Below are 20,687 nucleotides of genomic sequence, written 5' to 3'. Positions count from 1 at the left end.
GGTATGACTCTCGTTCGTCGATCATTTATTGCGCGCAACTGCGTTGTTGACGAGTTCCCTGACCAGAACAGTAGGGAATACCAAAGCGTCGTGTGCGTAGCGGCGCAACAGACGCCGGGGCTCGGTGACAATTCGATGCAGCCATTCGAGGCCAGTCCTGCGCATCCAGACCGGAGCGCGCACTTTCTCGCCTGCAATGAAGTCGATCGTGGCACCCGCGCAGATCGCCACTTTTGCATTGATGCGTGCTCTGTACTCATGCACCCATAGTTCCTGTTTGGGCGCACCGAGTCCAACGATCAGCAGATCCGGTTCAGCTGCGGCGATCTCGTCGAGAATGCGATTGCACTCGGACTGCGACGTTTCAAATCCGAAAGGAGGGGAGTACGTCCCGACTATCAGAACGTTCGGCCAGCGTTGCGCAATGATCCGTGCGGCACGCTCCGCGACGCCGGAGCCGGCGCCGAGCAGAAATACGCGCATGGGCTGATTCATGGACCGCGCCTGATGAAGGAGACTCGGTACGAGGTCGCTGCCGGGCACGGTCTCCTTTAATGCGCGACCCATCATCCGCGATGCGAGTACCAGCGGCTTACCGTCTGCGAGTACCATCGACGCGCCTGCATACGCCGCCTGAAATGCCAGAGAGTTTCGAAGTTTGACGATATGGTCCACATTCGGCGTGACCACGTAGCGGCATCTTGCGTGCGGAGATTCCAGCCACCGCGCCAACGTCTTTGCCGCCGTGTCCATTGAAATGGCGTCTATCTCTATCCCGAACATCGTGCATTTGTTTGTCATTTAACAGGTCTCAGGTCGATAAGACGTGACGAAGCGCTCCGACTGAAAATACAATCGGAGACTTTGGATAACTAACTACGTGAGAATCTTGTTGAATCGGCCTTGTGTTGGCCTGATATATCCAAGATCGCCGGAATGAGATGCGCTGGGCCGCCCCCGAAGAAGCGTGCGCGAGCGGCGCTTAAGCGCTATGCAGTGCCGGTTCTGCCATAACGGTCCTCAAGCCGAACGATGTCGTCCTCGCCCAGATACGCTCCGGACTGAACTTCGATCAGTTCAAGTGGGATCTTTCCCGGATTGAACAGTCGGTGCGATACCCCAACGGGAATATACGTAGACTGGTTTTCCGTCAGTAAGTCCTCGCGGTCGCCGTTTGTAACTAACGCCGTACCCCTGACTACAATCCAATGCTCGGCGCGGTGATGGTGCAGTTGAAGACTCAATTGGGCACCAGGATTGACAACTATCCGTTTGACCTGGAAGCGCTCGCCCTGGTCGATGGATTCATACGAACCCCAGGGGCGCGTCACGCGCCGATGCGTAACGGACTCGCGCCGTCCCGTTGCATTGAGACTATCGACGATAGTCTTTACGTTCTTGGCGAGATCGCGATGTGCGACGAGCACAGCGTCTGCCGTTTCGATGATTACCAGGTCGCTGACGCCAATCGCCGCGACCATGCGGTGTTCAGCGCGGATATAGGAATTCGATACGGAATCTTGCAGCACGTCGCCTATAAGCGCATTGCGCTGTTCGTCTTGCGGCGCAATCTCATGCAGTGCGGACCACGATCCGATATCGCTCCAGCCGAGATCGTCAACAGAGATAACCGCCGCGCGATCGGTACGCTCGAGAACCGCGTAGTCCACCGAGATGCTTGGGCAGTCGGTGAAGGCATCTTTGCCGAGCCTAAGAAATTGCAGATCAGGACGTGCGTCCTTGTAGGCTTGATCCGCGAGACGGGCAACATCTGGCTCGTATCGTTTCAGTTCGTCCAGGTAGACGCCTGCGCCAAACAGAAAAATTCCGCTGTTCCACAAGTAATCGCCACTGGCCAGCAGTTCGGCTGCGAGCGCTGCGTCAGGTTTCTCGACGAAAGCGCTGACGTTGTATGCCTCGTGTTCCTTGTCCGCCAACGACTCGCCCTTGCGGATGTATCCGAACCCGGTATGCGGCGCAGTCGGCACCACCCCGAATGTGACGAGCCGTCCATCGCGCGCCAGAGCAATGCCGGTCTCGACGGCATTGTGAAACGCGTCTGCATTTTGAATGACGTGATCCGACGGCAGCACGAGCAACAGCGCTTTGGGATCGTCTTGAATAGCGAAATGTGCCGCGGCCGCAATCGCTGCCGCAGTGTTTCTCGAGACGGGTTCAAGGATGATCGCAGAGACGTCCAGAGCGATTTCCTTCAGTTGATCGGCAAGCTGAAAGCGGTATTCCGCATTTGAAACCAGAACCGGCGGCCTGGTGTTGTCGAGAGCATTGACGCGTCTCAGCGTAGTCTGCAGCAGCGAGTGCTCGCCCGCGAGCGTAAGGAACTGTTTTGGTTGACCGCCACGAGACATCGGCCACAACCGCGTTCCACTGCCGCCACATAGAACAACTGGGAAAATGCTCATGTGCTTCTATCCTGTATGCCTCGTTCGATGTGACTCTACTGAGCAACCCATGTGTTGTGCGTCTACTGTCTTAATTCGACATACTTTTGGCAGATCCGGGTAATCCGCTACAAAGGCGTTGAAAATGGTGCTTGGGAGACACGTTGGACCTCTTGCCGGCCGGCTACCGATGGATAGTCTCGATAGGCGAGAAGCATGAAGATGAAGATCGACAGACCGAGTGGTTCGATCATCAGCAAGCCTGCGAAAACGGCAAAAACAAGTGGCGCCATACCGCCGAAATCTCTACGCACCCGGAGCCAGAGAACCCAGCAATAGATGACGGTGACCGGTACGCCGTATTTGTAGATCATGCCGGTAATCGAATTCGATATGCCGGCGTCGTTCTCCTTGATGTACCCATACTCGTCCAGTGCGAGTGCGTTGTAGGCGTCGAGGTCGCCGCTTGGGCGGCCAAGCAGCAAGCTGTCAGCTGCTGCGCGAGCCCCGAGTGTCATGTCGTTGATTCGCACGGTAATACTCGAGTCGCCCTGCAGCGAGCGACCGAACAGGGTCGAGAAGGCGTCGTCGATCGCGCCCGGGGCGGCCAGTACAAGTACCACCACGATGCCCAACATGATCGCGGCGAGATTCGCGAGGCGCGGCTGGCGCTGATGCATGTAGCAATAAGCGGCGAACGGCATCAAGACCGATAGGGCTCCCATGGACTGAGTCGAAAGAGCGGCCAGAAGAAATACCCAGTTAGGCCGCTTCTCGTACTTCAAAAAGTTGTAGGCGAAGGCCATCGTCAGCATGACGCCGTACACACCGGCTTCCCAGAAGATGCCCTGATTGCGGTAGTGATTGAAACGCTGCAAATCGGTCGAGCGGACATAGAGAAGGCCGAAGACCGTGCTGTACTCGTCGTCGATATGGCGTGCGATACCGGGGGCCACATAGGCGAGCGGATAAAGCACTAGCGAGATGATCGCCATGTAATACATCACGTCGACAAAAAGCTCGCGAAAGTCGCGACGTGTCCGCTTGAAATAGATGCATGCGACGCCCGCAATTAGCGCTTTCAAGATGACGAAGAGTTCCTTGTCGTCGATCTGAAAGTCCTGCGCATAACTGGCGACGAGGATCGCGATAACCAGAATCCCATAGCTACCGCGGATTGCTCGAGGAAAGCGTACCGATACCAGGAAGCTGCAAAATAGGACGACTACGATTGCGGCGATCATTGCGGAGTTGCCAACACGAACCACAACGATCCAACCGCCGCTGACAAGCAGAATTGCGGTCAGCAGTAACGAAGCGCGGATTTCGCGCCGGAAGAGGGAACTAAGCATGATTGATTTCGTTTGTGACACTAGCGGGACAGGCGTTGCGCGCAGAAGGTGCGCCCTTTAACCATTGCTTACGATCCTGGTGCCAGTGTCGAACCACGCGGGCGGGTGCGCCGACGGCGACGCAGAAATCGGGGATGTCGCTTGTGACGACGGCGTTGGCGCCGATTACGCAGTGGCGGCCAATTCTTGCTCCGAGAATCACGACGTTCTCGCCGATCCACGAGCCGTCGCCGATGCTGACCGGGCGGCGCTGAATCAGGTCTTGGGTCTTGACTGGTGTGTGGATGTCTTCGTATCCGTGAATATAGTCGGCGACGTAGACTCGATCGGCGATCAGTACGTCGAATCCGATCTCGATCGAGTGGGTGACAATAATGTGCGCGCTGTTGCCGATGTAGACGCGGTCCCGGATATCGAGTCTTGGTTGCACGGAGAACGCGTGAATCGTCTCGATCCATGCGAAATTGTTGATGAATACGTCGGTGCCGATTGCGATGTTGTCCGATCCGTCGATCCGGATTGGCCTGAGAATGCGGGAACGTGCCCCGAACCGCGCGAAGAAAAACGGATACACCAGTCCCTGAAGTGACGTCCTGAGACGGTTCCGGACCTTGAAGAAGATGCCTATGTTCACGTGGCTATTCCGTTTGTGTGCGTTTGGCGTGGTGCTTCAGGAGCGTGGTGATCTCACGCCGGTAGAACGACAGCGACGGGTAGACGCAGATACCCAGAACCTTCCATGCCACAAGCCCCTCCGCGAGTTTTTCGCCTGCCAGTGCAAGCGCGGTAGCGAGTGCCGCGCCGGTTGCGCCGAGCGCCGGCACGAGAATCGCGGCAAGGGCTATGCACGCCAGGGTCGCGATTACCATCGCATTACGGATGACTCTTTCGAGACCGTGAACGACCAGTAAAGGACGTATCGAACCGCTTGCGACCACGGCGAGCTGTCCCGCGCTCAAGAAGAGGAGTGGGCCGTAACCCGCCCCAAAGTCATTGCCGAACAGCCGCAGCAGTTGGTGACCCGATACGACCAATACGACGAAAAGACCCGATACGAGGATCAGCAGCGCAGCCGACACGCGTTGAACGATCCACTCGATATCGTGCTTGCTGGAAGTGCCACGCATCATCGAGAGCTTGGGCCCGACTAGCGCGTCGATAGGTGGGACGAGAAATCCCGATAGTGTTAGCGCAACGCGTTGTGCGACCGAATACCCGCCTACGTCAGAGGGAGAAGAGTGGATCCCCACGGCAAAAACGGCAATCCAGAGCAGCGCCATCTGGCAGGTGTTGCCGATCAGCAGCGGCAGTGCTGGTCGTAGCAAGCGGACGTTCCAGACCGGGCCAATTGGACTGATGAGACCGCCGGCACTACGCATGAATCTACTGAAGGGAATGTACGCAATAGCGAGGTTGATGGTCGATGCGCCGACGAAAATATATGCCGCGGTCACCGCGCTCGACGGCGGCATGCAGAACAGTGAAAGGAACGAGAGCAGCGGTACCCAGACGCTGAAAACGGCAATGCTTCTCTCCGGCTTGCCGATGATCTGCAGAAACGGTACGTGCATCATCGCGATCGAAGTGGGTAACAACGCTACTGCGAACCACACCAATACGGAGGCAAGTTCCTGCTTGTGAAAAACGTACAGCGCCAAGGGTTTTGATAGAAGAATGACCGTAAGCGTCAGGGCGAGACTCGCAGCAGCGGCGAGGACCATGGTTTGGCGGTACAAGGATCGTAGTTGTACCCACTGCCGATCGCGCACCATCGGGCCGCCGTCGCGAATGACGATCTGTTCGAGGCCTAGACGGCAGAATGTCGACAGCACCGACAGAAATCCCAGGCCGATCATGTAGAGACCCGTCTGCGACGCGCCGAGGTAACGCCCGAGAAAGATCACGAACGAGAAATTGGTCAGCGCGCCCGATAGCCTGAAGACGAAACTCGACGCAATACGTTTGACAATGGTCGGCGACCGCGGAAGTCCGGCTGGCGTCATATCTGTTTTATCGAGCCTCAACGCGGAGCGACTCCATTACGCGTGCGGCGATACCGCGCGTATAGCCGAGATCGACGTCAGTGAAGTGGCCGGGGAAGAAGTACCGGTCGACCAGTGCGCCAAGTAACATATTCGGCGCAGGCTTCGACCTGTCGGTGGGGTGTTCGACCAGATGTCCGAGTTCGGCTGGCGTCCGGGCCGGCAGGATTCCATCGAGATGATCGTAGAACGATTCGCCGAGCACGATGACCCTGTGGCCGGCTGCGTAGGCATCGAGTCCCGTCAACGAGTTGACCGTGACCGTGATGCATGTCCGGGCAATATCCTCGGATAGCGACCGGCCGCTGAGTTCGATTCTCTCCTGGCGCTCCACCAGCGCATAGAATGCCGCGCTATATTTGCGGCGGTACAGCGGGTGTTCACGGACGACGACTTTCCAGTCGGATGGGATACCCGACATGACGAACTCGATCAGGCCAGCATCGCTGAGTTGAAGTGGATTGTGATAGATGTTGTTCGCGTCCTCGGGCACCTGCATTGCGAGAAGGAGCGTCTTTCGCCTGTCGGACACGGCGTCTGATTGGCGCACCAATGCCTTGTAACGCGAAGACGGGCACTTCTCCAGCCGATACGGACGGAGATCGGGCGGCAGCAACCCGGTAAGCCGGGACTGCGCAACGATAAACTTGTCGACCATCGAGTAGAGACGATTGTTCCATCTCGGACGCTGGTTGGGTACGACCAGCTCCGGACCCGTCGCGGGAAGATCGGCAAGAGCCGTCCGGAACGAACAATTCGCGTTGACGCCTTCGCGATCCAGTAGCGTCGTGCGGTACGGCCCCTGCTCGAAAAACCACGTCGTTGCGCGCGAATCGGCCAGTGTGCGCATCAACACTTCGGCCGGCAAGCGCGTATCGCCGCTGAGAATGGCTACGTCCGGGTCGAACTGCTCGATCACCGATCGGCTCACTTCGAGCATCGCCCGCGCCTGGCGGTTGAGTGCGTCCCGTTGCGGATCGGTCATACCCGGATCGGACGAGTGGAAGCGGATCAGAGCCGATATCACGTCCGGGTCAGTCGAACGGTCCCTGGACCTCGTCAGAAATGCCTTCCATGACAGCGCCTTAGTCGCGCGCCCATGCAACCGGAAGTACGCCCACGCACTTGGGAAAACCGCTAGATGGAGAAATTCCACATCGGGATCCAACTGCTTCCATGCATCCTCTATCGCGCAGAAGAAGCGCGCCATGGGATGGTAGTAAACCAGCGTGACGACTTTAGTTTTCATAGTGTGAGAGCGAGCCAGGCGCCGGCCGGATACGATGTCGAACGTAGTTATGCGACAGTCCGTTTCATCAGAAACGCGTCGCGCATTGCACGAAGTTCGATCTTGTGACGTGCCACCGCGTGGAAAACGGTCAATACGATTGCCGATGCGGCGACGGCCAGATTACGTGTTTTCAGTCCGCAGTAAAGCCAGTTGCGCGTCAAGTAATAGCGTGAGAAATCTGAGCGGCTGCCGCCCGTAGAGGAGCTGATCTTGTGCTGAAGATGAATGGTCGGCGTGTAATACATCTTGATTCCGGCCCTTTTCAATTCGAGGCAGAAGATCGTGTCGTCGTAGTAGACGAAGAGTTCCTCCCACATCCGGATTCCCGACTCCTTTAACGGCCGCGATTTGACGATCAACGAGCAAGTTGGTGCGTAGTCGACCGGATACAGCAGATTTTTGGTCAGTCGATCAGGTTTGTTATGGCCGAAATGACGGCAACCGCCTTTCAGGTAGCTCAGTTTGCCACCGGCGTACCACGGCTTGCCGGGCGTGTCGTAGTAGAAACTTTTCGGCGCCAGGGCGTCGACGCGCGGATTGGCAACCAGAATGTCGACTTGCCGCTGGAGGAAATCGGCGTCGACTTCGATGTCGTTATTCAGGAAGAGGACATGCGTGAAGCTCTCATCCGGAAGAAAAAAGTCCAGTCCCTGATTGTTCGCCGTGGCGACACCCACGTTCGATTTGTTGCGAATGAACGTGAACGGGACCTTTAGATCCGCGCGAATTGCCGCTTCGCAGGCCCGGTTTTCGACGTCGTTCTCGATACAGAGGACATGGAAATCCGTGAATCGTTGAGCGTTCATGCTCGCAATAAACCCTGCGATCACAGGGTCCGATTTGAAAAGCACGGTCACAATGCCAATTTTCATCGCGAATTTCCTTGAAGAGTGAGGGTGCGCTTAGTTCAACAAGCCGCGACTGCGCATCTCGGCGACCGACCGGTCGTAGCCTGCATCAGAGATGGTCTGTTCCTCGACCCACTTGCAGAAATGCATCGCACCTTCTGCAAACGACACCTTCGGCTCGAAATCGAGCTCCTTGCGAATCTTTTTCAGATCCGCATAGTTATGGCGGATGTCGCCCAGACGGAAATTGCCCGTAATGTTGAGCGCGCCGGTGGCGCCGTAGAAGCGCTTCAGCGTCTGCGCAACCTGAAGCACGCTGGTTGCCTTACCTGATCCGACGTTGTAGGCCACGCCGGCTTTATTCGTTGCATCGAGCGCGAGCACAATGGATTCGACGATGTCGTCGATATAGACGAAGTCGCGACTCTCGAGGCCGTCTTCGAAAATGTTGACGTCTTTGCCCTGAAGCAGCAGCGTGGAGAAGATGGAGAGAATGCCGGTGTACGGATTGCGCAGCGACTGTCCCGGCCCATACACGTTCTGAAAACGAAGTGCGATCGCGCCGATGTCGAGCGTCTCGCAGACGGTCAGAATCAGTTGCTCCTGGAACAGCTTTGTGATGCCGTAGACAGAGCTTGGATGGGTCTTTGAGATTTCGTCGGTCGGGACCAGTTCGAGGCGTTCGCCGGTTTCGGGGCAGAGGCAATCGTAGAGTCCAAGGCGCATGTCAGAGGCTTTCCGCGCGCCCGGATATACATAGCCCGCGTGCCCGCGATATTTGCCTTCGCCGTAGATGGAACGGGACGACGCCACGATGACCCGACGGACGGTGCCATGCCCGGCGTCACGCGCTTCGGCGAGTAAATCGAGCATCAGCGACGTGCCACGCACATTGGTCTCGACGTAGTGGTCGATCTGGTACATGGATTGGCCGGTACCTGTTTCCGCGGCCAGATGAATGACGGCTTCCTGGCCTTCCAGTGCGGCCAGCCAGTCTTCACGGCGACGTACATCACCCTTGACGAAGCGCACGGATTCAGGCAGCGATTTGAACAAGGGCGAGTCGTCAGGATTAGTTCCGTGAATCTGTGGAGAGAGGTTGTCCAGTACGGTAACAGTGTCGCCGAGGCGGCTAAGGGTACGCGCGAGTGCACTGCCGATAAAGCCGGCACCGCCGGTGATCAGGATATTCATGCGAGCTCGAAGATAAAAATAAAGGTCAAAAAGGGGGCTGCGTTCACGGTGAATCGCAGCGCTAATCGTGAGACGCGAGACACGAATTTGGGCGAGTAGCCAACGCGAAATGCGTGTAGCACGTCAGAAGCGCGTATCTTCAATAAGCGTGGGCGCCGCCGAAACCGTGAATAAAGGTTTTTAGAACGATCTTGAGATCGAGACCGAACGTCCAGTTCTCGATGTAATAGAGATCGAACGCGATTCGTCCTTGCATCTTTTCGATCTTGTCGGTCTCGCCGCGATAGCCATTGATTTGCGCCCAGCCCGTAATGCCAGGTTTGATCCTGTAGCGAAACATGTAGCCATGCACGAGGTCTTTGTAGAGTTCGTCGTGCTGCAAGGCGTGCGGACGCGGACCGACCACGGACATGTCGCCTTTGAGCACATTGATGAACTGCGGCAACTCGTCGAGACTGGTCTTGCGGAGCAGCGCACCTATCGGCGTCACACGAGGATCGCGGCGTTTGGCCTGAGTCAACTGGCCGGCATCTTCCGAATGAACCACCATTGTCCGGAACTTGTAGATCTGGAATTCGTTGCCATTCGCACCCTTGCGCCATTGGCGGAAGAAAACCGGTCCGGGCGACGACAACTTCACGAGAATTCCGATGACAAGCATCGGCGGCAACAAACAGAGCAATGCGAGGGCCGCGAATGTGCGGTCGAAAATCTGTTTGGATACAAAACGTGGATCTGCTGACGGTGATGCCAATAGATTGATTGCGGATAGCCCGACGACCTCCGAGACCGAGTGGTTGAAGAGAGAAATGTCACGCACGTTCGGAATGAAGCGGACGTTCACGAAGTCATGCCGGAACGCGTTCAATACGGCGTGTACACGTGCTTCCTCCCGCAGCGGTAGAACCAGCCAGATTTCCTTGATGCCTCGGGTACGCACCGCGTCGGCAAGTCCGTCGAGAGAGGCGACCACCGGAAGTCCACCGGCGTACGTGGAGGCAAGCGGATCCTCGTCGAATACACATTCCGGAGAGAAACCCGACTGGCCGTTCTTACGCAAGCGATCGATCAACATAAGGCTGAGCGGATTTGCACCGACGATCGCGACTGGTTGGACATTGATGCCGCGACGCCATAGCTGTTTCGACAATTGATACTGCGCGAGCCGCAAACTGACGAGGAGCACAAGCGACGTGACGAGCCACGTCCCGCACCAGAGCCGCGACAGGGTGTGCGCCTGATGTGTCGTGAAGACCAGTACGAGTCCCAGAACGAAAACGGCCACCCAGCCGATCGTGACGAGCGTCACCATCTCCAGCGGACTCCGTCCTCGCCACGATTGATAGATGCCGAGCGTGGGGAATAGCAGAACGGCCATCGCCGTATTGAATGCAACGAGAAGCAGCGTGGGATCGCTCCACGCAGCGAAGTCGTCGAAACGGAATACATACGCAATTGCGGCGCCCGCCAATACGAAACACGCATCGAGCAACGCAAAAAGAAAGGCAGGTGCGCGAGTACCGGGATGAAAACCAAGCGGTTTGACTGATTGCATTTGCATTCCCCTAGCGATTTGTTTGCGGGCGCTAACCGGTTTTGCGTCGCATCATAACCACGAGGTTGGCGGTGAAAAATCCGATGACGGAAAACGGCAATGAATCGTCCGAATCGACTCAACGCGCGCATTGATGGCGTTTTGACATCGGCCGGAAGCCGCGCGGCGACTTGATATCCGATTTATCCATATTGGGTGAGAAGCCTTGGGGCTTGGCCTCGAAGCCATCGCGCGCCGCCCAGGACTTTCCGTATTTCGCCAAATGCATGCCGTTTTCGGTCAACGCGATTCGCCGCGCCGCAGCATCGGTAATATCCGATCCCGGTAAGACAAGCCGTCAAGAAAGCGACGGCAGACTGTGCGATGCGGTCTCACAGCCGTAAAGCGCGACTGACATTCAAGGGCGTTCGAACAGACCAAAGATCATCGCTCTTTCCGCCAGTCATTTCGACGTCTGCAGATCCACACTGCCTTAGCACACTGCCAATGAGAAATCGCTTTGCATCACTTATTCAACGCTTGTCCCTGTGTTCGGTAGTTGCGCTTGGTGCTTGCGCATTTGCGCCTGGGATGAGTTTCGATCCACATAAACCGATCGATCCCGAGGATCCTTCTTCAGTGCCGGTGATCACTCCGATTACGTTCAAGCTGATCGAGCAGGAATCGTCGGCGCGCAAGGCTGCCATAGCGGCCGACACCAGCTATGCATCGTTGATTGCGCCACCGGCGCCCTATCGGATCGGAGCCCAGGACGTGCTGTCGATCATCGTTTGGGATCACCCTGAACTGGTGATGCCTAACCTGAGTTATGCGATCGGTACCGATTCGGGCGCTTCTCCGGCTACAGTCGGCATGACGGCGCAGAGCCTGCCCGGCTTTGTGGTCAGCAAGGACGGCTACGTCCAGTTTCCCTATGTGAAGAAGATCAAGGCCAGTGGACTGACCGAGCTGCAATTGCAGCAGGAATTGATCGATCACCTGAAGCAGAACCTCAACGATCCGCAGGTAACGGTGCGTGTGATCGGATACCGCAGTCAGAAAGCCTATATCGATGGCGAAGTGCGCCAGCCGGGCGTCAAGCAGATCACCGATGTCCCGATGACTCTGGCCGAGATGCTGAATCTCGCAAACGGCGTTGCGGCGACAGGCGATCTAAGCAGAATCGAACTGACTCGCGGTGGCATCACACATTGGATCAATCTTCCCGAGATGCTAAAGCGTGGAATCAATCCGAAGGACATTGCGATCCGTGACCAGGACGCGATCCGGGTGCCGCCTTTGATCGAACATCGGGTTGTGGTGTCAGGCGAAGTCGTGAAGCCGGGACCCGTCGTGTTCAAGACGAATGGTCATTTGACGCTAAGCGATGCGCTTGGCGATGCGGGTGGTGTCAGCCAGTTGAGCGGCGATGCGGGTGAAATCTATGTGGTGCGCGCGAAAGCGGACGATGGACTACCGAAGATATTCCATCTCGACAGCAAGTCGCCGACCGGAATGGTGCTTGCCGCCGGTTTTGAAATGAAGCCGGACGACGTCGTGTATGTAGACGCGCCGGGCGTGATCAGGTGGTACCGCGTCGTGACGCCTCTGGTGGGCAGTGCGACGGGTGCGTATTACTTGCAACGAACTACATCGGGTAACTGAACATGGTCCAATCGGTTCTCGTGGTCTGTATCGGCAACATCTGCCGAAGTCCAATGGCGGTAGGGCTTTTGCGCACACGGCTGCGCCATGTCCGGGTGGAGTCGGCAGGACTGGGCGCGCTTATCGGCCACCCTGCGGACGCGATCGCGCGGGAGTTGATGCGCGAGCGCGACATCCTGATCGACGATCACCGCGCCCGCCCGCTATCCGCGCTTCTGTGCGCGCAGTCGGATGTGATCTTCGTGATGGACGCAAAACAGAAGCAGAGCGTGGTCGATCGTTATCCGACTACGCGTGGAAAGGTATTTCGGCTGGGCGAATTCATTGATCAGGATATTTTCGACCCTTACGGAGGCGAGCGTTCAGATTTTCAGGCGTGCCTCACCTTGATTGACCGCGCGATCGAAGACTGGGTCGAGCGACTCAAAATTGTGGCTTAACCGAGCAGGCGTTTTTCAGCTCGCTACCTTGGCACCTATTTGATGACGCAAACTAAATTGCCTCCCACGGGGGCACCCGATAGTGAAGAAGAACTGGATTTCGTGACGATTCTCGACGTGCTGATAGAAAGCCGTTGGCTGATCGGCATTGTCGTCGCCTTCTTCGTCGTGGCCGGCACGCTTTACGCGTTCCTGAGTAACCCGGTCTATGAAGCCGATCTTCTCATACAGGTCGAAGACAGCCCGGAGAGCTCGGCGGAAAAGGGCCTGCTGGGCGATGTTTCGTCGTTATTCGACGTGAAATCGACGGCTGCCGCCGAAAGCCAGATTCTGGCGTCACGCCTGGTCGTTACGCGTGCGGTCGACAACCTCAAACTGTTTATCGACGCACAGCCGCGCTACTTTCCGTTGATCGGGAACTGGATAGCGCGTCGCAGTCAGGAGCTTTCCACGCCCGGCCTGTTCGGCATGGGTGGCTACGCATGGGGGAACGAGCATATCGATGTGGCGCAGTTCGACGTGCCGGAATCGCTCGAGGACGACAAGTTCCGCCTGACCGTGATCGACGCGACGCACTACCGCTTGACCGGCGACGATCTCTCTGGCCCTTTCGTCGGGCAGATTGGACGGGTCGAGTCCATACCGTCGTGTTGCGGAAAGATCCTTCTCTGGGTGAAATCCATTAAAGGTCGGCCGGATACGCAGTTCGTGCTTCGACGCCATTCGCGAATGAAGAGTATCACCGACCTGCAAACCAACCTCGACGTTGAAGAGAAGGTGAAGCAATCGGGCGTATTGATTGCGAGTCTGCTCGATACCGACCCGGTGCGCGTAGCGGCGGAGTTGAACGCAGTGGGCGATCAGTACATCCGGCAGAACGTCGAACGAAAGTCTGCTGAAGCTGCGCAATCTCTGGAGTTTCTAAACTCGCAATTACCGGTGATCAAGCGACGTCTCGACGAGGCCCAGCAGCGGTATACGGCGGCACGGAACAAACTCGGCAGCGTCGACCTGACTGAGGAAGCGAAGGTGGTATTGCAGCAGTCCGTCGATGCAAAGACCAAGTTACTTGAACTCGAGGAGCAACGCCAAGGACTGGCGGCGCGATTCAATGGACACCATCCGGCGATCCGCACGATCGACTCGCAGATTGCGACTTTGCGTCAATACAGCGACGCGGCATCCTCCAGAATCAAGCAATTGCCAGACGTGCAGCAGCAGATAGTTCAGTTGCAACTCGACGTTCAGGTCAATACCGATCTCTACACGTCGTTGCTGAACAACTTTCAGCAATTGCAACTCGTCAAGGCGGGCAAGACGGGGAATGTGCGGCTTGTCGACACGGCGGCGGTTCCTGAGAAGCCAGTCAAGCCGAAAAAGTTGATCGTCCTTGCTGGATCGCTGGTCGTCGGCTTGTTTGCAGGCGCGGTGCTTGCCTTCGTGCGCAACATGCTGTTCCGCGGCATCAGTGACCCGACCGAGCTGGAGCGCCGCACAGGGCTGCATGTGTACGCGACGATCCCGTTGAGTAAGCGTCAACAGGAACTAACCAGGGTGTCGAGTGCAAAGAAAGCGGGTACACACGTTCTCGCCGCCGATACGCCCAGCGATCCGGCTATCGAAAGCTTACGTAGTCTAAGAACCGCCTTGCAGTTTGCGATGGTGAATGCGCGAAACAACGTCGTGCTGTTGACAGGATCAGCACCGGCCGTCGGTAAGTCGTTCGTGTCGGTGAATTTTGCGGCGGTGCTCGCGGCGGGGGGCAAGAAAGTGCTGCTGATCGACGGTGACTTGCGCAAGGGGCATTTGCACCAGTCGTTCGGATTTGAACGCGGTGGCGGGTTTTCAGAGCTGGTGTCGGGTCTCTCGACATTCGAGCAGGTCGTGCGGCGCGATCTGCTTGCGCGACTGGACTTTGTTTCGACAGGAACACTGCCGCGAAATCCCGCGGAACTGTTGTTGGGCGACCGGGTGGCGTCTTGTATCGAAGCGCTGTCGAAGAGGTACGACATCGTGCTGATCGACACGGCGCCTGCACTTGCAGCCGCCGATGCCGGGATTCTCGCGCCGAATGCCGGCACCGTGTTCCTGGTCGCCCGGGCGGCGGTGACGAAAGCGGGCGAGATCGCAGAGTCCGTCAAGCGGCTCGCCCAAAACGGGGTGGAGGCAAACGGCGTACTCTTTAACGGGCTGAATCTGTCGCACGCACGGTATGGCTACGGCTCCAAATATGGCTCATATCGCTATGCAGCCTATGAATACGGTGGCGAGACGCGTAGCTAGCGTCAACGTGTGCAGCGCATGAGGCCAAAGGACTGAAGATCGCCGTGCTCGGATATCTCCGGGTACGGAGATCGAGGTCAACCGTTCTAACTCTTTCTGGCGTGGACGTGAGCGATGAAGATAAACGATCGTGTGGTAGAAATCACAGGCGCGGTAACGGTCTCGAACCGTCTGCCGTTTGTATTGTTCGGCGGCATCAACGTTCTCGAAGACCTCGACTCGACACTGTATGCCTGCCGCCACTATGTCGAGACGACGGCGAAGTTGAACATTCCATTCGTCTTCAAGGCTTCGTTCGACAAGGCGAATCGTTCGTCGATCCATTCATACCGTGGGGTCGGAATCGATGAAGGTCTGAGGATCTTTGAAGCGGTCAAACGTGAGTTCGGCGTGCCGGTAATCACCGATGTACACGAGGTCGAGCAGGCCGCACGTGTCGCGGAGGTGGTCGACGTGCTCCAGGTACCGGCATTTCTCGCGCGGCAGACGGACCTGGTCGTGGCTATTGCCAAAACGGGCCGTGTGATCAACATCAAGAAGCCGCAATTCATGAGCCCGACGCAGGTCGCTCACATTGTCGGCAAGTGCCGTGAAGTCGGCAATGACAAGGTCATTCTGTGTGAGCGCGGCAGTTCATTCGGCTACGACAATCTGGTGGTCGATATGCTCGGCTTCCGGCAGATGATCGAAGCGTCGGATGGCGCGCCGGCGATCTTTGACGTGACGCATAGCCTGCAATACCGCGATCCGGGCGGGGCTGCTTCAGGTGGCCGGCGCCGCCAGGTTGTCGAGCTTGCACGTGCCGGTCTTGCTGTCGGTCTGAGCGGTCTCTTTCTGGAAGCACATCCAGATCCAGACCACGCTCGCTGCGATGGTCCGAGCGCGCTTCCGCTTGCCGTGCTCGAGCCGTTTCTCCAGCAAATGAAAGACCTTGACGATCTGATCAAGAGTTTTCCTGCGCTGGATATTGAATGAGCAGGCCACGCGAGTATCGGGGAAAAATCCGCCTCGTTCTATTCGATGTGGACGGCGTGCTGACGGACGGCTCGCTGCATTTCAATGGCGACGGTGAATACCTCAAGTCCTTTAGCGTACGTGACGGCGTGGCGATCGGATTGCTGCGGGAATACGGGATTGCGAGCGGCGTGTTGTCGGGTCGATCGAGTGCGCCGCTGACTCGCCGGGCGAAAGAACTCGGCTTCGACGTGGTGGTGACCGGCAGTCGCGACAAGTTGTCCGCGTACGAGGAGATCAAGTTGGAGCGGGGACTGCGGGACGAGCAGATCGTCTACGTCGGCGACGATGTGATCGATTTGCCGGTGATGTTGCGCGCGGGACGCGCGTTCGCCCCCGGCGATGCACACGTGCTTGTATTGCGTTACGCAGATCATGTCACGCGCGCGCGCGGCGGCCACGGCGTCGCCCGCGAAGTCGCCGAGAACGTGTTGCTGGCCGATGGAATGACGCTTGACGAGATGTATCAATCGTTTTTGACCGGGGAGGTGCGCAGTGCGATCGTCCAGTGACCTTGCTTCGATTCACGTGGTGATTCCGGCTCGCTTCGGGTCGACTCGCCTGCCGGGCAAGCCGCTCATTGATCTGGCGGGCGAACCGATGATCGTGCGTGTTTACGAAGCTGTTCGAGCGGCATTGCACGAGACGGTGGACATCGTGGTGGCGACAGATGACGAACGGATTGTCGGAAGTCTGGAGGCGTACCGGATTCCCGTTCGGATGACCGACCCCGAACATCAGTCCGGAACTGACCGGTGCGCGCAAGTCGCGCGCGAATTGGGCTGGAGTCCGGACGATCTTGTCGTCAATGTCCAGGGCGACGAACCGCTCGTTCCACAGCTGTTGCTTGCGTCGTTCGTGCAATTTTGTGCGAACGCGCAGGCTTTCGACATGGCGACTGTTGCGGTGCCTTTGACGGAAGTGTCCCATTTGACTGATCCAAACGTCGTCAAACTCGTGGTCGGCGCGCAGGGACAGGCAATCGTGTTCTCACGTTCCGCGATTCCGTTCTGCCGCGATCTTCCGCAGGACGAGTGGCCACTGTCCGCGTATTTGCGACATGTCGGTATCTACGCCTATCGATGCTCGGCGCTCTACCGGCTGACGGAGACACCTTCATGCGAACTTGAAGAACTCGAGAGGCTGGAACAGATGCGCGCGATCTGGCTGGGTATGCCGATTCACGTATTCGAATGGCCAGAACCCCCGCCGCCGGGTGTCGATACGAAAGAGGACGTAGCGCGAGTGAGGGAAATACTTTTTGTGAATGCTTCGGGGAGATCATGACGGCTCACGATTACATCTCGTCGGCGAAACGGGTTTTCGCTTTGGAGTCCAGTGCCATTGCCGCGCTCGCGTCGGCTCTGGACGACGACTATGCCCAGGCCATAGCGCGTATTCTCGAAACGCGCGGCCGTGTGATCGTATGCGGCATGGGCAAGTCTGGAATCATAGGTAAGAAGATCGCCGCGACCTTTGCGAGCACTGGTACGCCGGCGTTTTTCATGCATCCCGGCGAGGCGTATCACGGTGACCTCGGAATGGTCACCAGTGACGACGTGTTTCTCGCCATTTCAAATTCGGGCGAGACCCACGAGGTTGTGCAACTGCTCCCCTTTCTGCGAAACAATCACAATTTCGTGATCGCAATGACGGGTAATCGCGAGTCGACGCTTGCCCGCGCGGGGCATTGTCATCTGGATATCGGTGTCGAGAAAGAGGCGTGTCCGCTTCAACTGGCGCCGACCGCTTCGACGACTGCGACGTTGGCAATGGGCGATGCGCTCGCCGTGACGTTAATGGAGGCGCGCGATTTCAAGCCCGAGGGCTTCGCGCGTTTTCATCCTGGAGGATCGCTTGGCCGGCGACTGCTGAGCACAGTGGGCGATGAGATGGTTCACGACAAGCTTCCGTTCGTCGGGCCCGATGCGAAGGTCATGGAAATTGTCAGCGAGATGACGCGCGGCAGTCTGGGGATTGCAATTGTTCGCGACGAAACAGGCTGGGGCCTGATCACCGACGGTGATGTTCGCCGTCTGATCGAGGTCCACGGACCCCATGCATTCGAAAAATGCGCGCGCGACTTCATGTCGAGAGAACCCACGATGGTGTCTCCCGCAACGCGCGTACAGGACGCGTTGGCATTGCTCGACGAACGGCGGATTACTTCGTTACTCGTATTCGAACACCAGAACATTGTCGGTGTTTTCAAGAAGTGAAAGTGCATGCTCGGTGCGTTGGGCACAGCGGCTAGCGTTATTTCAGACAAATCCATGGCACCGGTAGCCAGCGATCATTGTCGACCGCACGCTGTGAGTAATATCGGCAGTCAGGATAAGTGACAAAGCCAGCGCTGGCCGCGGAAACAGGAACATGCACCCGTACACAAACCGCACAAGAGCTAAAGGAGCATTCTCCGGGGACGTCGCGGCACCTTCCATGGAATCGGAAGTGAAGATTGCGATAGTCGTATTCGCCGGGTTCTCCATCAAGGAGGTCGATGCGCTGGCGGATATCTTTAACCGCGCTCACGGCAACGATATCGTGGAGGAAAAGTCGCCTTCACTTGGCCTGATATTCAAGGTGTCGTTACTGTCGATTGGCGGCGGCTATGTTGATGACTCGCTTGCAATCCGGATTTGGACGGATCCAGTCGAACCTCGTTTATCGGAGAAATTCGACGGTGTATTTGTAGTGGGCGCGAAGTGCAGGCTGGGGGCGGCCGAAGACCCGGACGTGTTGCGCGCCATGTCGACTTTGGTGGCGCGAGCCGATGTCGTCGTGTGGGATAGCGACAGCTCGTTGTATCGATTCGTGATGGCTTCGCCGGGCACAGCGCGGCGCGGGCGACGATTGGGCAGTGCTCGCGCGCGCTCGAGACTGGCGCCGTCTATGACGGAAGCAGGGGTGTCGTTTGTCGCGGCGTTGGCAGCGACCAGCGCGCATGCGCGAAAACAGATCGAATCGCAGATTCTGCTTTATCTCACATCGTCGCGCAACGCTGTGAGAAAGCACGCGAGTCCTCGGGCGTCGACTGGCGGTCACGATGCGCAAACGGTCGACGCGTCATCGATGGAATGGACGGCGCCGATCAGAGCGGCGGCAAATTGGCTGCGAGAGAACTATATGCACCCGATCTCAATTGCGCACGCGGCCGAAGCCGCGAATATGAGCGAACGAACGTTTTTGCGTCGTTTCAGGGCGGAGGCATCGATCACGCCTTCGGAGTATTTGCTCGAAATTCGCTTGGGTGTCGTGTGCAGCCTGCTCCAGCAAACCAGTTTGCCGATCGATACGATCGCGCGACGTTGCGGAATGGGAAGCGGCGAGCGGCTTGCAAAAATATTCAGACGTCGACTATCTCTCACACCGAGCGAGTTTCGTGACGCGAATCGGCAGGGATTGAATCCTGGGATTCACGGGATCGATCTGGATAAATGAGTGCGAGCGACAAGCGGGAAGCTGGCGAATGTCGGAATGCGCCAACTATATGGCCGATGTAAAAATAGTCGCGCCTTTACGATTCAAAATGTAAGAGCCGTCATCCAAGAGAACTTCAAATGATCTTCGTAACGGGCGGCGCCGGCTTTATCGGCGCAAATTTTGTCATCGACTGGCTCTCCCACCACGATGAGCCGATACTCAACATCGACAAATTGACGTATGCCGGCAATTACGGCACGTTGCAAACGCTGCACGACGATCCTCGTCACGTGTTCGTGTGTCGCGATATCGGCGATCGCGCAGCCATGAGCGCTGTCTTTGAACAATATCGGCCGCGTGCCGTGGTGCACTTCGCGGCGGAAAGTCACGTCGATCGCTCGATCGACCGTCCACGTGAATTTATCGATGCAAATGTGACGGGTACCGGTGAACTGCTTGATGTCGCGCGACTGTATTGGGAGCGCCTAAGCGACGCGGAACGTAATTCGTTTCGCTTCCTGCATGTGTCAACCGACGAAGTGTACGGTTCGCTGTCGGCCAACGATGCCGCATTTACGGAGACGACGCCGTACGCGCCAAACAGTCCCTATGCGGCATCGAAAGCCAGTTCGGATCATATCGTGCGCGCGTACCATCACACCTACGGACTGCCCACGCTAACCACGAACTGTTCGAACAACTACGGGCCTTACCAGTTTCCGGAGAAGCTGATTCCGTTGATGATTCAACGGGCACTGAGCGGCGACGCGCTACCGGTTTACGGCGATGGCGGCAATGTGCGCGACTGGCTGTATGTACGCGACCATTGTGATGCGATCCGTACGGTGCTCGCACGTGGGGTGCCGGGGGAGACATATAACATTGGCGGCGATAACGAAAAAACCAACGTCGAAGTCGTTCATTTCATCTGTGATCTTCTCGACGCGATAAAGCCGCGCGAGAGCGGCAGTTATCGCGAGCAGATCGCTTTTGTTCCGGACCGGAAGGGACACGACCGGCGCTACGCGATCAACGCAACGAAGCTGCGTCGCGAGCTCGGCTGGGTGCCGCGCGAGACGTTTGCGAGCGGTTTGGCGATGACGGTGCAGTGGTACGTTGAAAACGGTGCGTGGCTCGAAGAAATTCGCTCTGGCGCATATCGGCGCTGGAACCCCGAAAGCATACTCAAGAGAGCGTGA

19 protein-coding genes are annotated in these 20,687 nt (G+C 57.4%); 9 read left to right on the top strand and 10 right to left on the bottom strand.

The features are described from left to right. Nucleotides 1–21 precede the first annotated feature (21 nt). The 10 genes from B0G75_RS26975 to B0G75_RS40810 form a co-directional block, all read right to left on the bottom strand. Nucleotides 22–612 (bottom strand): WecB/TagA/CpsF family glycosyltransferase, encoded by a 591-nt coding sequence (locus tag B0G75_RS26975; protein WP_258194712.1) that lies wholly within the window; start codon nt 610–612, stop codon nt 22–24. 377 nt (nt 613–989) lie between these two features. Next, complete coding sequence (locus tag B0G75_RS26970; RefSeq protein ID WP_106312857.1) at nt 990–2,423, bottom strand: mannose-1-phosphate guanylyltransferase/mannose-6-phosphate isomerase; 1,434 nt, start codon at nt 2,421–2,423, stop codon at nt 990–992. A 107-nt stretch (nt 2,424–2,530) separates the two neighbouring features. Then, nucleotides 2,531–3,754, bottom strand: a complete 1,224-nt coding sequence (locus B0G75_RS26965; protein ID WP_106312853.1) for a hypothetical protein — start codon at nt 3,752–3,754, stop codon at nt 2,531–2,533. Then, nucleotides 3,747–4,388, bottom strand: a complete 642-nt coding sequence (locus B0G75_RS26960; RefSeq protein ID WP_106312850.1) for a DapH/DapD/GlmU-related protein — start codon at nt 4,386–4,388, stop codon at nt 3,747–3,749. The genes B0G75_RS26965 and B0G75_RS26960 overlap by 8 nt, the downstream gene beginning before the upstream one ends. Nucleotides 4,389–4,392: 4 nt before the next feature. After that, nucleotides 4,393–5,778 (bottom strand): lipopolysaccharide biosynthesis protein, encoded by a 1,386-nt coding sequence (locus B0G75_RS26955; RefSeq protein WP_258194710.1) that lies wholly within the window; start codon nt 5,776–5,778, stop codon nt 4,393–4,395. Next, complete coding sequence (locus B0G75_RS26950; RefSeq protein WP_106312844.1) at nt 5,765–7,045, bottom strand: capsular biosynthesis protein; 1,281 nt, start codon at nt 7,043–7,045, stop codon at nt 5,765–5,767. The genes B0G75_RS26955 and B0G75_RS26950 overlap by 14 nt, the downstream gene beginning before the upstream one ends. Before the next feature lie 47 nt (nt 7,046–7,092). Next, complete coding sequence (locus tag B0G75_RS26945) at nt 7,093–7,959, bottom strand: glycosyltransferase family 2 protein (protein WP_106312841.1); 867 nt, start codon at nt 7,957–7,959, stop codon at nt 7,093–7,095. Nucleotides 7,960–7,989: 30 nt separating this feature from the next. After that, nucleotides 7,990–9,129, bottom strand: a complete 1,140-nt coding sequence (locus tag B0G75_RS26940; protein ID WP_106312838.1) for an NAD(P)-dependent oxidoreductase — start codon at nt 9,127–9,129, stop codon at nt 7,990–7,992. A 139-nt stretch (nt 9,130–9,268) separates the two neighbouring features. Then, entirely contained in the window at nt 9,269–10,684 is a 1,416-nt protein-coding gene (locus B0G75_RS26935) for an undecaprenyl-phosphate glucose phosphotransferase (protein WP_106313063.1), read from the bottom strand. A 118-nt stretch (nt 10,685–10,802) separates the two neighbouring features. Further along, nucleotides 10,803–10,967: a hypothetical protein gene (locus B0G75_RS40810; RefSeq protein ID WP_181309354.1), complete on the bottom strand. Its 165-nt coding sequence runs from the start codon at nt 10,965–10,967 to the stop codon at nt 10,803–10,805. Nucleotides 10,968–11,170: 203 nt separating this feature from the next. On the opposite strand from B0G75_RS40810, the gene B0G75_RS26930 reads away from it, so the two are divergent. The 9 genes from B0G75_RS26930 (at nt 11,171) to rfbB (ending at nt 20,687) form a co-directional block, all read left to right on the top strand. After that, nucleotides 11,171–12,328, top strand: coding sequence for a polysaccharide biosynthesis/export family protein (locus B0G75_RS26930; protein WP_106312835.1), 1,158 nt, complete (start codon nt 11,171–11,173; stop codon nt 12,326–12,328). Between the two features lie 2 nt (nt 12,329–12,330). After that, entirely contained in the window at nt 12,331–12,768 is a 438-nt protein-coding gene (locus tag B0G75_RS26925; RefSeq protein ID WP_106312832.1) for a low molecular weight protein-tyrosine-phosphatase, read from the top strand. A 42-nt stretch (nt 12,769–12,810) separates the two neighbouring features. Further along, complete coding sequence (locus B0G75_RS26920) at nt 12,811–15,051, top strand: polysaccharide biosynthesis tyrosine autokinase (RefSeq protein WP_106312829.1); 2,241 nt, start codon at nt 12,811–12,813, stop codon at nt 15,049–15,051. Nucleotides 15,052–15,165: 114 nt separating this feature from the next. Next, nucleotides 15,166–16,026: a 3-deoxy-8-phosphooctulonate synthase gene (gene kdsA / locus B0G75_RS26915; RefSeq protein WP_106312826.1), complete on the top strand. Its 861-nt coding sequence runs from the start codon at nt 15,166–15,168 to the stop codon at nt 16,024–16,026. After that, on the top strand, nt 16,023–16,577 hold the full coding sequence (locus B0G75_RS26910; protein ID WP_106312823.1) for an HAD family hydrolase: 555 nt from the start codon (nt 16,023–16,025) through the stop codon (nt 16,575–16,577). Before kdsA ends, B0G75_RS26910 begins: the two co-directional genes overlap by 4 nt. Then, on the top strand, nt 16,561–17,352 hold the full coding sequence (kdsB, locus tag B0G75_RS26905; RefSeq protein WP_106312820.1) for a 3-deoxy-manno-octulosonate cytidylyltransferase: 792 nt from the start codon (nt 16,561–16,563) through the stop codon (nt 17,350–17,352). Before B0G75_RS26910 ends, kdsB begins: the two co-directional genes overlap by 17 nt. Beyond that, nucleotides 17,349–18,284 (top strand): SIS domain-containing protein, encoded by a 936-nt coding sequence (locus tag B0G75_RS26900; protein ID WP_106312816.1) that lies wholly within the window; start codon nt 17,349–17,351, stop codon nt 18,282–18,284. The genes kdsB and B0G75_RS26900 overlap by 4 nt, the downstream gene beginning before the upstream one ends. 853 nt (nt 18,285–19,137) lie before the next feature. After that, complete coding sequence (locus B0G75_RS40805) at nt 19,138–19,506, top strand: helix-turn-helix domain-containing protein (RefSeq protein ID WP_181309353.1); 369 nt, start codon at nt 19,138–19,140, stop codon at nt 19,504–19,506. 119 nt (nt 19,507–19,625) lie between these two features. Beyond that, nucleotides 19,626–20,687, top strand: coding sequence for a dTDP-glucose 4,6-dehydratase (rfbB, locus tag B0G75_RS26890; protein ID WP_106312809.1), 1,062 nt, complete (start codon nt 19,626–19,628; stop codon nt 20,685–20,687).

The organism is Paraburkholderia sp. BL18I3N2 (assembly GCF_003001875.1).
Lineage (GTDB): Bacteria > Pseudomonadota > Gammaproteobacteria > Burkholderiales > Burkholderiaceae > Paraburkholderia > Paraburkholderia phytofirmans.
Note: the sequence above shows the minus strand (reverse complement) of the source record. Positions and strands in the feature narration are given on the sequence as shown.

Coding starts and splice junctions, on each gene's coding strand:
- rfbB (WP_106312809.1), top strand. CDS start 19,626: ATGATCTTCGTAACGGGCGGCGCCGGCTTTATCGGCGCAAATTTTGTC.
- B0G75_RS26935 (WP_106313063.1), bottom strand. CDS start 10,684: ATGCAATCAGTCAAACCGCTTGGTTTTCATCCCGGTACTCGCGCACCT.
- kdsA (WP_106312826.1), top strand. CDS start 15,166: ATGAAGATAAACGATCGTGTGGTAGAAATCACAGGCGCGGTAACGGTC.
- B0G75_RS26975 (WP_258194712.1), bottom strand. CDS start 612: ATGGTACTCGCAGACGGTAAGCCGCTGGTACTCGCATCGCGGATGATG.
- B0G75_RS26910 (WP_106312823.1), top strand. CDS start 16,023: ATGAGCAGGCCACGCGAGTATCGGGGAAAAATCCGCCTCGTTCTATTC.
- B0G75_RS26925 (WP_106312832.1), top strand. CDS start 12,331: ATGGTCCAATCGGTTCTCGTGGTCTGTATCGGCAACATCTGCCGAAGT.
- B0G75_RS26920 (WP_106312829.1), top strand. CDS start 12,811: ATGACGCAAACTAAATTGCCTCCCACGGGGGCACCCGATAGTGAAGAA.
- B0G75_RS26965 (WP_106312853.1), bottom strand. CDS start 3,754: ATGCTTAGTTCCCTCTTCCGGCGCGAAATCCGCGCTTCGTTACTGCTG.
- B0G75_RS26970 (WP_106312857.1), bottom strand. CDS start 2,423: ATGAGCATTTTCCCAGTTGTTCTATGTGGCGGCAGTGGAACGCGGTTG.
- B0G75_RS26900 (WP_106312816.1), top strand. CDS start 17,349: ATGACGGCTCACGATTACATCTCGTCGGCGAAACGGGTTTTCGCTTTG.
- B0G75_RS26940 (WP_106312838.1), bottom strand. CDS start 9,129: ATGAATATCCTGATCACCGGCGGTGCCGGCTTTATCGGCAGTGCACTC.
- B0G75_RS26945 (WP_106312841.1), bottom strand. CDS start 7,959: ATGAAAATTGGCATTGTGACCGTGCTTTTCAAATCGGACCCTGTGATC.
- B0G75_RS26950 (WP_106312844.1), bottom strand. CDS start 7,045: ATGAAAACTAAAGTCGTCACGCTGGTTTACTACCATCCCATGGCGCGC.
- B0G75_RS40805 (WP_181309353.1), top strand. CDS start 19,138: ATGGAATGGACGGCGCCGATCAGAGCGGCGGCAAATTGGCTGCGAGAG.
- B0G75_RS26930 (WP_106312835.1), top strand. CDS start 11,171: ATGAGAAATCGCTTTGCATCACTTATTCAACGCTTGTCCCTGTGTTCG.